This is a genomic window from Photorhabdus kleinii, from assembly GCF_025384885.1.
Lineage (GTDB): Bacteria > Pseudomonadota > Gammaproteobacteria > Enterobacterales > Enterobacteriaceae > Photorhabdus > Photorhabdus kayaii.
The window spans coordinates 1-13,698 of the sequence record NZ_JAJAFY010000027.1 but is presented as its reverse complement, the minus strand read 5'-3'; the positions used below and the strand labels follow the sequence as shown (position 1 = coordinate 13,698).

Below are 13,698 nucleotides of genomic sequence, written 5' to 3'. Positions count from 1 at the left end.
AATCATATTAAGAAGATATCTTCCAAGTTTAACGAGCAATTAACAAGAGGAAAATCATGAACAAACAATTTCCAAATAACTTCCTTTGGGGAGGAGCGCTGGCTGCAAATCAAGTTGAAGGTGCCTATCAAATAGATGGCAAAGGGTTATCAACCTCAGATATGCAACCCCGCGGAGTCATTGGTCACAGCATAGAACGCAGTTTGGGTGATTTTCATATTAAGGATATTGGTATCGATTTTTATCATCGTTATCCCGAAGATATTGCGCTATTTGCTGAAATGGGATTTAAATGCCTGAGAACCTCTATCGCCTGGACACGTATATTCCCTGAAGGAGATGAAGAAATACCGAACGAAAATGGTTTAGCTTTTTATGATCGCCTTTTTGACGAAATGATAAAACATAATATTCAACCATTGATTACGCTTTCTCATTTTGAAATGCCTTATGGCTTAGTAAAAAAATATGGTGGTTGGGGAAATCGTGAAACAATTACGTTTTTTGACCATTATACCAGAACTGTTTTTAAACGTTACCAACATAAAGTAAAATATTGGCTGACATTCAATGAAATTAACATGTCTTTATTCTCTTGTTTTACCGGCGCAGGATTACCAGAAAAAAGTAAAATTCAAGATATTTATCAGGCGCTACATTATCAATTAGTTGCCAGTGCTAAAGCAGTTAAAGCCTGCCATGAAATTATTCCTGATGCAAAAATAGGTAATATGGTGGCAGCGGCACCTTATTATCCATTGACTTGTCACCCTGATGATATATTAGAATCATTGAAAAAGAATCGCGAATGGTTGTTCTTCTTTGATGTACAAGCTCGTGGATATTATCCATCTTATATGTCCCGTCTATTTGAAGAGCAAAATATTACACTTGATATAACAGATGAAGATAAAAAAGCACTCAAAGAAACCGTTGATTTTCTCTCTTTCAGTTACTACATGAGTAGCTGTGCAACGACAAATCCTGAGATTATCAAGACCTCAGGGAATATAATTAATCCGGTGAAAAATCCTTATCTGTCCAGCTCAGAATGGGGATGGCAAATCGATCCCCAAGGTATTCGCTATCTTCTCAATATGCTATATGACCGTTACCAGAAGCCCCTGTTTATTGTAGAAAACGGTTTGGGTGCCAGGGATGTTATTCAAGACGATGGCTCTATTATTGATGATTATCGTATTAACTATCTCAACGATCACTTATTTCAGATACGAGAAGCCATTGAAGATGGTGTTCAATTATTAGGATATACCTCATGGGGGCCAATAGATTTGGTCAGCGCCTCTACAGCAGAAATGTCAAAACGATATGGATTTATTTATGTCGATCGTGATGACCAAGGTAATGGGACATTAGAACGGCGACGTAAAAAAAGTTTTAGTTGGTATAAAGAGGTGATAAGCAGTCACGGGAATACGCTTAAATCCCCGGAGGAAAAAAATGAAAATAACCAATAAATTTCGTTTACTCACAGTTCCACTTATTTTGCTTTATAACAATATTACTGTGGCAGCAGAAAATAGCTGTAGCTCGTATGATGCCCTTTTACCGAGAGGACAAGAAACACCTTCGGTTTCATCTGCATGCGATACCGTATTTCCTGAATGGGGCGGCCTTAGAAAAGAGATGGCAGATCGTGGCTTTTATGCAAATTTTCAACTACTCACTAACCTAACCTACGATGTATCAAGAAGCTGGAAAAATACACCTAATCCCAATTATATGGGACAGCGCTTAACTACCGGTAATATGGCCGCTACAGAACTCACTTACGATTTATCACGGATTGGTTTCACTGATAAAGCACAACTGCGTTTAGGTTTAACCTATGCTTATAATAACTTCAAAAATAATGGTCAAGATGGACATCCTTTTGTCTCAGCCTTTTCCATTAACCAACCCTTATTTAATGACCAAGTAATATTAAATTACGGCTATACAACACTACTCTTCAATTTCTATGGATTATTTTTTGGTAGCAGTACAGCCTCATCCGCGTTGGGGCCAACCAGTGTCATGTTGGCCCAAGCTGGCCTCACCATGACCAAACCGAGTCCATCGATAGATATTCGGTTTTTATCGGAAAATAAACGTTGGTATGACCACATTGGTGTTGCCAGAAGTCAAAGCTCAGAAGGTTTAAAGGCAGACTCAAAATATAATACTTACGGTCTGCGCTGGAAACTTCCCAGAGCAGGCACCTTGGTGATCAATGAATTAGGTTATCGTGTTAATACCAATGAAACGGAAAATATGATCTGGCTGCGGGGCGGATCGGTGTTCAATAAAACACCTTATTTTAACTATAATAACTTAGAGTATGAAGATAACACTTACTCTCATTATATAGCGGCTACCCGCCAAATAACCAAACCGGATGCGTCAATGCCTTTCCGTGGCTGGTATATTGACGGCAAAGCCAATTACGCACCAAAGAATCGTAACCTATTTAATGCTGATATTTCGTTATCACTGTTCAGCATCGGGCCATTTAATTCACGTCCAAACGATATGGTCACTTTTGGTCTGGCATACGATAAATTCAGTAACGATGCAAAAGATTACTTCGCCCGCAATGGTCAACTTGCTGAAAGTTATAGTGCCACCGCTTCTGTAGCGTATACCTATCGTGTTTACAACGGAATCTATTGGACTAATAGCTTATCGTATACTCATCACCCATCAGTGACACCGAAAGAGGATGATGCCTATAACTTGCTCACACAAATTACTGTTAGTTTATAATTTTCAATTTAAACAAAAAGTCCTCATTTAAAACGAGGACTTTTCACCCGTAATTTGAGCTTTATTTAGCAATCCAGCTCTATACCCGTTATCTTTCAAGTTGCCTCTTTGTTGGCTGCACTCGCTCACCCCGATCACATAGTTCGCTATGCTCCCGGGGATTCACTTCCTTGCCGTCGCGATGTATCTTGAAATCCACAGGGTATATATGTGGCGACATCGACTATTACTTAGTCAAATCATCAAAGAATTTCTTTACACCATCGAAGAAACTTTTAGAACGTGGGCTATTCGTTTCTTCGCCAGCACCACCGAAAGATTCACCCAATTCGCACAGTAATTCTTTCTGTCTTTCATTCAATTTAACTGGCGTTTCTACCACTACCCGGCACAGTAAATCACCCTGAATGCCACCACGGACAGATTTAACACCTTTGCCTTTCATGCGGAACATTTTACCTGTCTGGGTTTCAGCAGGTATTTTCAATTTCACACGGCCATCGAGGGTTGGTACTTCGATTTCTCCGCCCAGTGCCGCCATTGCAAAGTTAACCGGCACTTCACAATAGAGATTACTTTCTTGACGCTCAAAAATATGGTGCGATTTCACCTGTACCTGAACGTACAGATCACCTGCGGGTGCGCCTTTAGCTCCCGCTTCACCTTCACCACTCAAACGAACGCGGTCACCGGTATCTACACCTGCCGGGATCTTAACAGACAGGGTTTTGTATCTTTCAACTCGCCCATGACCATGACATTTATGGCAAGAATCTTTAATGATCTGACCACGTCCATGACAATGTGGACAAGGTTGCTGAACGGTGAAGAACCCCTGACGCATATGAACCTGACCAGCACCTTGACAGGTTGAGCAGGTTACAGGGCTGGTTCCTGCTTTTGCGCCGCTACCATGACAGGCATCACAGGTTTCCAGTGTCGGGATACGGATCTCTTTGGTCACACCACGAACTGCTTCTTCCAGCGTCAACTCCATGCTGTAACGCAAATCAGCACCGCGGCTTGGACGCTGTTGACGACGACCACCTCCGAAGATATCACCGAAAACGTCACCAAAGATATCACTAAAATCAGCACCGCCGCTAAAACCGCCACCGCCCATGCCACCTTGTTCAAAAGCAGCATGACCATATTGGTCATAAGCAGCCCGTTTCTGGTCATCCGTCAGAATTTCATAAGCTTCTTTAACTTCTTTGAATTGACTTTCTGCTTCTTTATCACCCTGATTACGATCAGGATGATATTTCATCGCCAGCCGCTTATAGGCTTTTTTAATCTCTTTTTCGCTCGCTGTTTTGGAAACCCCCAAAACTTCGTAATAATCTCTTTTCGCCATCTCTTATTTTACCCTTAACATACGCGCACGGGCGCAGAGTTCCCTCGACGCCCGTGCCGGTTAATCAGCAACAGTTGTCATCATCTAACTGTCACCGCGCCCGCTAAGGGCTATTATTTTTTATCTTTAACTTCTTCGAATTCAGCGTCTACAACGTCGTCATCTTTCTTCGCACTGTCACCAGCGTCTGCGGTTGCACCAGCCTGAGCCTGCTGCTGAGCAATTTCCAACAACTTAGCGGAAGCCTGAACCAAAGCCTGAATTTTCGCTTCAATATCCGCTTTATCTTCGCCTTTCGCTGCGGTTTCTAGCTGAGTGATAGCACTTTCAATCGCAGTTTTATCTTCTGCTGGCAGCTTGTCACCCGCTTCTTCTACTTGCTTACGGGTACCGTGAACCAGTTGATCTGCTTGGTTACGCGTTTGTACCAACTCTTCAAACTTACGATCAGATTCAGCGTTAGCTTCTGCATCACGAACCATCCGTTGAATTTCGTCCTCATTCAGACCGGAAGAGGCCTTGATAGTGATCTGCTGTTCGCGACCAGTGTTTTTGTCTTTAGCAGATACATGCAAAATACCATCAGCATCAATATCAAAAGTCACTTCAATCTGAGGCATACCACGAGGTGCTGCTTGGATACCATCCAAATTGAACTGGCCCAAAGATTTGTTATCACCGGCACGTTTACGCTCACCCTGCAACACATGGATAGTTACCGCAGACTGATTGTCGTCTGCCGTAGAGAACACCTGGCTGTGTTTGGTTGGGATCGTGGTGTTTTTCACAATGAGGGAAGTCATAACGCCACCCATTGTTTCGATACCCAGAGACAGTGGTGTAACATCCAGCAACAAGACATCTTTCACATCACCGGCCAGAACACCGCCCTGTACCGCAGCACCCATTGCTACCGCTTCGTCAGGGTTCACATCTTTACGTGGCTCTTTACCGAAGAAGTCAGCAACCACTTTCTGTACCATTGGCATACGGGTCTGACCGCCCACCAAAATGACATCGTTCACATCAGAAACTGACAGGCCGGCATCTTGCAATGCGACTCGTACAGGCTCCATAGAACGTTTAACCAGCTCTTCTACCAGTGATTCCAGTTTCGCACGGGTCACTTTGATATTCATGTGCTTAGGACCGGTTGCATCTGCGGTGATATATGGCAGGTTCACATCGGTCTGTTGTGCAGAAGAGAGTTCAATTTTTGCTTTTTCCGCTGCTTCTTTCAGACGTTGCATTGCCAATGGGTCGTTACGCAGATCAATGCCCTGATCTTTCTTAAATTCGTCAACCAAGTAGTTGATCATACGGCTGTCGAAGTCTTCACCGCCCAAGTGAGTATCACCGTTGGTTGCCAGCACTTCATATGTTTTTTCACCATCAACTTCATCGATTTCGATAATAGAGATATCGAAAGTACCACCACCAAGGTCATAAACCGCGATAGTACGGTTACCTACTTCTCTGTCCAAGCCATAAGCCAGTGCAGCAGCGGTTGGTTCGTTGATAATACGTTTTACTTCCAGACCTGCGATACGGCCAGCATCTTTGGTTGCTTGACGCTGAGCATCGTTAAAATATGCAGGTACGGTGATTACCGCTTCAGTCACTGGCTCACCCAGATAATCTTCTGCCGTTTTCTTCATTTTCTTCAAAACTTCAGCAGAAACCTGAGGAGGAGCCATCTTCTGGTCTTTCACTTCCAGCCATGCGTCGCCATTATCTGCCGCAATAATTTTGTATGGCATGATAGCTACATCGCGTTGCGCTTCTTCGTCTTGGAAACGACGGCCAATCAGACGCTTAATAGCAAACAACGTATTTTGCGGGTTAGTAACAGCCTGACGTTTAGCCGGTTGACCAACCAGAGTCTCACCATCCTGGGTATAAGCAATGATGGAAGGGGTTGTGCGATCACCTTCGCTGTTTTCCAGCACACGAGCTGTCGTGCCATCCATAATAGCTACACAAGAGTTGGTAGTTCCCAGGTCGATACCAATAATTTTACCCATCTAAACGCCTCCAAAGAAATTCGTAATCAGTCAAGTTGCTAATCAATATGAGGATGACTTTCTGCTTTTCAATGGCACCCATTTTTATGCCTCTACGCGATTCCTCACCCTTGCTTATAACACCGGCTGTATAGGACAGCGATTAGCAACTGCGGTTGATTATAAGATGGGGTCGTTAAAGCTATCATCAAGGGGGGATGCGAAAAAAAAACCTTTTTATTATTTCAAAGATTATTGTTTCATTGCTGACAGATCATTATGATTCGCCTCCTTTGCTATTTATGACTTTTATGATTTTCTTTCAGAGGACTTATGAGCGCGAATCAATTGGCTAATCCCGGCCCCTTAGGGCTAATGGGCTTCGGCATGACAACCATTCTGCTTAATCTGCATAACGCAGGTCTCTTTCCACTGGCATCCGTTATCCTGAGTATGGGCATTTTCTACGGCGGCCTGGCTCAAGTACTGGCAGGGATTTTTGAATATAAGAAAGGCAATACCTTTGCCGCAACGGCTTTCACCTCCTATGGGTTGTTTTGGCTCAGTCTGGTCGGGTTATTATTTCTGCCTAAAATGGGACTGGCAGAAGCCACCAGCAGCCAATATTTAGCGGTATATCTTGGCCTATGGGGTGTGTTTACTCTGTTTATGTTCTTTGGCACCTTCAAGGCTAACCGCGTACTACAGTTTATCTTTGGTGGCCTGACACTGTTGTTCGCTTTGTTAGCGATTGGCAACTTTACCGGAAATACCACTCTTCTGACGATTGCCGGTTATGAAGGGATAATATGTGGTGCCAGCGCATTTTATCTGGCAATGGCGGAAGTGCTGAATGAGCAGTATGGACGCACTATTCTGCCCATTGGCGAGATAAAACCGTAATAAACCGCGGGTTGGAAGAAGGCAAATTTTTTCTCCTCTTCCAGTCCGTTATTTTCAGAGGAAAAGATGGTAGAAAAAGCCGATGATATTTACCCCTGCGCTATTAAAGGTACACGGCAACTTAACCACGAAGCGCCAATGTCCATCAGCACCATAGAAAAACCTGAAACATTGGAAAGGCAGACAAGATTTGTTTTCTTTCCATCCCAAGCAACATTTTGTGTCATTGAAGCGTTCAATAATTCAAAGTAAGCATCTGTCATTTTATTGCCTACAGTGTTTCAACCAGATTTGCACCGTCCGAAGCCTGACACACATAAATGGCCTCTTTCAGACCTGTCAACGCAAAATAATGTTGTTCTACCGCAGCCTTAACCACATCAACCAAAGTTTGTGGAACTAAAGCCACCACACAACCCCCAAACCCACCACCAGTCATTCTCACTCCACCCTGTTTACCAATGACTTGTTTCACAATATCAACCAAGGTATCGATTTCAGGTACGGTAATTTCAAAATCATCACACATTGACTGATGTGATTGCGCCATAAGTTCCGCGATTAATGGCATATCACCCTTTGCTAATGCTTTTGCTGCCAAAAGTGTACGTTCATTTTCCGTGATCACATGGCGTGCACGTTTAGCCACTACACTATCCAGCTCAACACGACGTTTTTCAAACTCATCTAATGCCACATCCCGCAAAGCTTTAACCTCAAATAGTGCGGCTGCTTGTTCACATTGAGCCCGACGAACATTATATTCACTGCCAACCAATTCCCGTTTTTTATTTGAATTAATAATCATAACTGCAATATCTTTCGGCATAGATACGGCTTGCGTGGTTAAATGACGACAATCAATTAATAACGCATGATCCTTCTTACCTTGTGCGGAAATCAATTGATCCATAATGCCACAATGACAACCGACAAATTCATTTTCAGCTTGCTGCCCATTTAATGCTATTTCTGTTTGGCTAATGGCTAAGTGGTAAAGGTTTTTAATTGTTTGACCAATAACTGTTTCCAGTGCAGCCGATGAACTTAATCCCGCCCCTTGTGGCACATTACCCACTACCACAATATCTGCCCCGTTAAATATATACCCACGACTGAGCAGACACTTTACAACACCGCGAATATAATTAGCCCACATTTTACTTTCATGAAATATAATAGATTGGCTAATATCAAACTCGTCTAACTGATTATTATAATCAACCGAAACAACACGGATAATATTATCTTCTCGTTTCGCCGCAGCAGCCACGATTTGGTAATTAATAGCACAGGGCAATACAAAGCCGTCATTATAATCCGTGTGCTCTCCAATCAAATTAACCCGACCCGGTGCCTGAATAATATGTGTCGGCGTATAATGAAATACTAAATCAAAAACATTTTTAACGCGATTAATTAAAGTTTCCATCACATTACTCTCAAATATGGTATCAACCACTCGATAATGAGCATTGCTGCTCTTTATAATGTACATCGCTCACAGCACGCAAAAGCTGAGCAGCTTGCTCTGCCGTTAAATCACGTTGTGTTTCAGCAAACATTTCATAGCCTACCATAAATTTTCGCACAGTAGCCGATCGCAATAATGGCGGATAGAAAAGTGCATGCAGTTGCCAATGTTCAATATCGCTGCCTTGTGCAAAAAACGGCGCAAAATGCCAACCCATTGAATAAGGAAAAGAGCTATGAAATAAGTTGTCATAACGACTGGTAAGCTTTTTAAGCGCAACCGCCAAATCATCGCGTTGTTCACCCGTTAATTCATTCATACGACGAACATGAACTTTAGGTAATAACATGGTTTCATAGGGCCATGCAGCCCAATAAGGCACAACCACCAACCAATGGGTTGTATCGACCACCACCCGTTCACCATCAGCTAATTCAGCCTGAACATAATCCATCAGTAAATTGGAACCTTGTTCTTGGTAATAGTTACGTAACTGTTTATCTTTACGTTCAATTTCGTTTGGCAGAAAACTATTTGCCCAAATTTGTCCATGTGGATGAGGCTGAGAACATCCCATTACTTCACCCTTATTTTCAAAAATTTGAACCCAAAGATATTCTTTACCCAGTATTTCAATATGCTCATTCCAGGTATCAATTACCTGACGAATATGTTTAACCGGCAATTCAGGCAATGTCTTACTGTGATCAGGAGAAAAACAGATCACGCGACTTAATCCTCGTACTCCTTGTATTTTAAATAACGGGTGAGACGATTGGAGCACATCAGGTGAATCGGGCATTAAAGCCGAAAAATCATTATTAAAAACAAAGGTTCCTTGATAAGCAGGATTTTTATCACCGGAAATACGTGTATTTGATGGGCAAAGAAAACATTGCTCATCATAGTTAAGAATATTATCTATCAATGGCTGCTCATCTTGCCCACACCACGGCCGCTTCACTCGATGAGGAGAGACCAAAACCCATTGCCCGGTTAGCGGATTGTAACGACGATGGGGATGTTCAACAGGATTGAATGCAATTTTGGGCATAGCAGTCTCTACTTTTTATATACCCATCATCTTTCAAGTTGCCTCTTTGTTGGCTGCACTCACTCACCCCGGTCACATAGTTACCTATGCTCCCGGGGATTCGCTCCCTTGCCGTCGCGATGCATCTTGAAATCCATTGGGTATATTTTTCAACACCGATTGTGAAAATCTTTATTAATACTTAGGCTGGACACAGTTTAACAACGGACATTAACACTAATCTGAGATACCAATCACGCAAATGTAAACGGTTACACAAAAAGTTTAAATATAAACCTAAAATACAGATAATGTGTTCAACTTTAACATATTCTGCAAACATGAGTTAAAAGTCACAGTAAATTTACTTAATCTATTAATTAAAACAAATTATTAAGAATTAAGATAAGTTACAAATAGGATATTTAATAACAATTTTGTGATTCTGATTACATCTCCACCAAATGGTAACGTTTACAAGTTTGGCCCGATGTTATTCAAGTTTTCTTCCTGATATTAGGTGGATTGCTCACAACATTTATTGCTGTCAGCTATATTGGCGGCAATGAAGGCATGATAGCTGGATTTATAAAAATGGCTGATGCGGCACCGGGGCACTTTGAAATGATTTTGGATAAAAGTAACCCTGAATTCATAAACTTGCCTGGTCTTGCTGTACTGATTGGCGGTTTATGGGTCGCAAACCTCTATTATTGGGGCTTCAACCAATACATTATTCAGCGTACTCTTGCCGCAAAATCAATTCAGGAAGCACAGAAAGGAATTGTTTTCGCCGCCTTTCTGAAACTCATTTTGCCTTTCCTGGTTGTTGTGCCGGGCATTGCCACTTACGTGATCACAACATCCCCTGAATTAATGGCCGGTTTAGGTAATATTGCACTGCACAACATGCCTGATGCAACGCACGCAGATAAAACTTATCCGTGGTTAACGCAATTTCTACCAGTCAGTTTTAAAGGTATCCTTAACCCGAAAAACTCAGCCTCGCTGATTGATTTAGCAAGAACCTTATCTTCCTGAGCCAAAACCTCAACCGGTAGATGATGATAGGTGGCGGATAAAAGTTTGATTTTTTGATTCTCTAATCAACCCATTGCTTAACGACAAGCACTTTTCGGTCTAAAAGCCGCGACTACCTTATCATTGGTTTCCACATATGGGCCATCCAGCAATTGGATACAATATGGCACGCTGGCAAAAATGCCGGATACCAGAACGTTGCCGTTTTCGTCTTTCAAACCTTCCAGCGTTTCTGCAATTGCTTTTGGTTGCCCCGGTAAGTTCAGGATCAGCGCCTGTTTGCGAATAACACCAACCTGACGGGATAAAATTGCCGTTGGAACAAATTGCAAACTAATCTGACGCATCTGTTCGCCATAGCCCGGCATTTCACGATCTGCAACCGCTAATGTGGCATCAGGAGTCATATCTCGGCGTGCCGGACCCGTTCCACCAGTGGTCAAAACCAGATGACAGCCGATTTCATCCACCAGCTCACACAAGGTTTGTTCAATGATGATCTGCTCATCCGGGATCAGACGAGCCTCTATCTGAAAAGGGGTGGTAATCGCACTTTTCAGCCACTCGGACAATGCCGGAATCCCTTTGTCCTGATAAACCCCACTCGATGCACGATCAGAGACGGATACCAAGCCAATGCGCAATTCATTCATACAAACCTCAATTAACTGATGGCAAAAAGGCGGCTAATTATGCCGCCTTTGACACTAAAAGAATAGCTTATAACCTATTATTACAGCAGATCAGCGATCATCTTCTCAAGTTTACCCTGATCGATAGCAAATTTACGGATACCATCCGCCAGTTTTTCTGTTGCCATTGCATCTTGATGATGTTCCCAGTAGAACTGAGCTTCATTCAATGGCTCTGGACGCACTTTAATTTCACCGGTATAACTCAGTTTACGTTCAACTTCACCCTGAGCTTCCGATAGCTCTTTCAACAACGCAGGGGCAATAGTCAAACGGTCACAACCCGCTAATTCCAAAATCTCACCAGCGTTACGGAAACTTGCTCCCATAACCACAGTGTTATAGCCATGTTGTTTATAGTATTGGTAGATTTCAGTCACAGAAATGACGCCGGGATCTTCATGTGGAGCAAACTCTTTCTGATCGCTGTTCGCTTTATACCAGTCAAGGATACGACCAACGAATGGCGAAATCAGATATACACCCGCTTCCGCACAAGCACGCGCCTGAGCAAAGGAGAACAATAGTGTCAGGTTACAGTTGATACCCTCTTTTTCTAGCTGTTCAGCCGCGCGGATACCTTGCCAAGTTGAAGCCAATTTGATCAAAATCCGATCATTGCTGATACCCGCCTCGTTATACAACTTAATCAGGCGTTTAGCTTTAGCAACACTGCGTTCAGTGTCATAAGACAAACGAGCATCAACTTCTGTCGAAATACGGCCGGGGATCAGTTTGAGAATTTCCAAGCCAATATTTACCGCCAGTTTATCACTAGCATCCACAATCTGCTGCTCGCGGGAATCGCTCTGTTCACGCGCCCACGCAATTGCTTCATCAATTAATTTACGGTATTCAGGAAGTTGTGCAGCGTTAAGGATCAGAGATGGGTTAGTTGTCGCATCTTGTGGCTGATAAAGCTTCATCGCCGCAATATCCCCGGTATCTGCCACTACTGTTGTCAGTTTACGCAGGGAGGTTAGTTTATCGGTCATTTTGTCATATCTCATCGTTATGCGTGAAATTGTGGCATTGTTTCTGAGCCATCCGTTGATAATAACATGGTCAGATCTTGCTGCAAGGCGGTAAAAACAATTGAGGATGTTTGGTTGATTTACAAACGTTTTCGATAGCAAATCCTTTAAACTTTAGAGCATCATTACAGACCCCCCGCTAGCAAAGTCTCTTGGTTTGAGGATCTCATCACAGAGATAAAAATTCAGTAAATTGAAACCATTGCCAATAATTTCCTTTAAAATAAACTACTTTAATGTGAGTTTATTCTCAACGTCAGCACTTATTTTCTTTGCAACAACAATTGAACTTAAAGAACACATTGCAAAAAGGACAAACAAAACACTACTTCCTAGCAAAGGGATTAACCATATTATTATAATACCAAAGGCTGACTGGTAACTTCTTGAAATTGCATCCGAAGACGATATTATTCTCGCAAAATATTTTTCTGGAGTTAGCTCTTGCCCTGATGTATAGAGAGAGATTCTTAAAAAAGAAAGTCCGATAAAAATAAGCACGGTCCCCAGAGTATAGTATAACAGGACAATTTTTGATAAAGGCATAGCCCAAAGGATACTCCCAATTGCAATCAATAGAGAACCAAGAAAGAAAGATTTTTTTATTCTACTTATAGTAAAATAGCGACCAGATAAATAAGACCCAAATAACATTGAAACAGAAGCTAAAAAGGAAAAATAAGCAATCAAATCAGAAAAAGAAAACGAATATGGCCCACTAAATAAAGAGGAAATTGTTGTATAGTTAGAAGTCACTATATAGGTCGAAATTACTTGATATGACACCATTGCAGTTAAAATACTTATCCTGAATAATAATATATTTCTCTGCGTATTATTCTTGATAATATATTCTAACCCACCATATTTCATAGAAATATCTTTTTCCTTTACTTTAGTTCCCCAATCGCCGATAAAAAAGAGAAATATAATTGATAAAATAAAACACATTGATTCAATAAAAAATAAGGGGCGTATTGAAATCATATTTATCAAAAAACCAGCTATCAATGGAGAAGATATAGAGAGCAATCCATAATAGAATTGTTGCTTTGATATAAAAGCCACTCTTTCTTCTGAGCTAACAAATGCTTGGTATGCTACTGACCTTATTGATATATTCAAACCTGAAAAAAATGATAGAAGAAAAGATATGAAAAACAATAAATATATATTATTGACAAATACAGCAAGAAATATTGTTACTACCCGAAATAAATCCGAAGAAATACAAATAGCCCTCATATTAAACCGAGCAGTTAGCCCACCAATAACCACAAAAACTAATATACTCGCCATTAATCTCACAGATACCATTAAAGATGTATCTATCTCCGACTTGGTAATTGAATATACAAGTGAAAGAAGCGCTATTTCACTTATTCCTGTACCAAA

Annotated in this window: 12 protein-coding genes; 4 read left to right on the top strand and 8 right to left on the bottom strand. The window is 41.7% G+C overall.

Annotation, left to right across the window (positions count from 1 at the left end):
• Positions 1 to 56 precede the first annotated feature (56 nt).
• Complete coding sequence (locus LG003_RS13625) at positions 57 to 1,478, top strand: glycoside hydrolase family 1 protein (RefSeq protein WP_112876435.1); 1,422 nt, start codon at positions 57 to 59, stop codon at positions 1,476 to 1,478.
• Positions 1,462 to 2,766 carry a carbohydrate porin gene (locus LG003_RS13620; RefSeq protein WP_262980975.1) on the top strand — a complete coding sequence of 435 codons (1,305 nt, stop codon included), beginning with the start codon at positions 1,462 to 1,464 and terminating at the stop codon, positions 2,764 to 2,766. The genes LG003_RS13625 and LG003_RS13620 overlap by 17 nt, the downstream gene beginning before the upstream one ends.
• 226 nt (positions 2,767 to 2,992) lie before the next feature.
• Here the strand turns inward: LG003_RS13620 and dnaJ are convergent, their stop codons facing one another.
• Together dnaJ and dnaK are read right to left on the bottom strand one after the other, a co-directional pair.
• The gene (dnaJ, locus tag LG003_RS13615; protein WP_112876433.1) at positions 2,993 to 4,123 is read right to left on the bottom strand and encodes a molecular chaperone DnaJ; all 1,131 of its coding nucleotides are present in this window, start codon (positions 4,121 to 4,123) and stop codon (positions 2,993 to 2,995) included.
• A 113-nt stretch (positions 4,124 to 4,236) separates the two neighbouring features.
• On the bottom strand, positions 4,237 to 6,147 hold the full coding sequence (gene dnaK / locus LG003_RS13610; protein ID WP_112876432.1) for a molecular chaperone DnaK: 1,911 nt from the start codon (positions 6,145 to 6,147) through the stop codon (positions 4,237 to 4,239).
• 312 nt (positions 6,148 to 6,459) lie between these two features.
• Between dnaK and satP the strand changes: the two genes are divergently transcribed.
• Positions 6,460 to 7,029 (top strand): acetate uptake transporter, encoded by a 570-nt coding sequence (satP, locus tag LG003_RS13605; protein WP_112876431.1) that lies wholly within the window; start codon positions 6,460 to 6,462, stop codon positions 7,027 to 7,029.
• 89 nt (positions 7,030 to 7,118) lie between these two features.
• On the opposite strand, the gene LG003_RS13600 is transcribed toward satP, so the two are convergent.
• From LG003_RS13600 to LG003_RS13590, 3 genes are read right to left on the bottom strand one after another with little or no spacing between them, the layout of a single operon-like run.
• A complete protein-coding gene (locus tag LG003_RS13600; RefSeq protein ID WP_192880978.1) occupies positions 7,119 to 7,292 on the bottom strand; it encodes a hypothetical protein in 174 nt (57 codons plus the stop codon).
• An 8-nt stretch (positions 7,293 to 7,300) separates the two neighbouring features.
• Positions 7,301 to 8,461 carry a galactokinase gene (gene galK, locus LG003_RS13595; RefSeq protein WP_262980974.1) on the bottom strand — a complete coding sequence of 387 codons (1,161 nt, stop codon included), beginning with the start codon at positions 8,459 to 8,461 and terminating at the stop codon, positions 7,301 to 7,303.
• Positions 8,462 to 8,483: 22 nt separating this feature from the next.
• Positions 8,484 to 9,557: a UDP-glucose--hexose-1-phosphate uridylyltransferase gene (locus LG003_RS13590; RefSeq protein WP_112876430.1), complete on the bottom strand. Its 1,074-nt coding sequence runs from the start codon at positions 9,555 to 9,557 to the stop codon at positions 8,484 to 8,486.
• Between the two features lie 504 nt (positions 9,558 to 10,061).
• Here LG003_RS13590 and LG003_RS13585 point away from each other — a divergent pair.
• On the top strand, positions 10,062 to 10,577 hold the full coding sequence (locus tag LG003_RS13585; protein WP_262980973.1) for a hypothetical protein: 516 nt from the start codon (positions 10,062 to 10,064) through the stop codon (positions 10,575 to 10,577).
• 77 nt (positions 10,578 to 10,654) lie between these two features.
• Here LG003_RS13585 and mog read toward each other — a convergent pair whose 3' ends face one another.
• From mog to LG003_RS13570, 3 genes are all read right to left on the bottom strand, one after another.
• Positions 10,655 to 11,230: a molybdopterin adenylyltransferase gene (gene mog / locus LG003_RS13580; RefSeq protein WP_262980972.1), complete on the bottom strand. Its 576-nt coding sequence runs from the start codon at positions 11,228 to 11,230 to the stop codon at positions 10,655 to 10,657.
• A gap of 80 nt (positions 11,231 to 11,310) precedes the next feature.
• A complete protein-coding gene (gene tal / locus LG003_RS13575; RefSeq protein ID WP_112876426.1) occupies positions 11,311 to 12,264 on the bottom strand; it encodes a transaldolase in 954 nt (317 codons plus the stop codon).
• A 267-nt stretch (positions 12,265 to 12,531) separates the two neighbouring features.
• A partial coding sequence (locus LG003_RS13570; RefSeq protein WP_262980971.1) for an MFS transporter occupies positions 12,532 to 13,698 on the bottom strand: 1,167 nt, incomplete at its 5' end.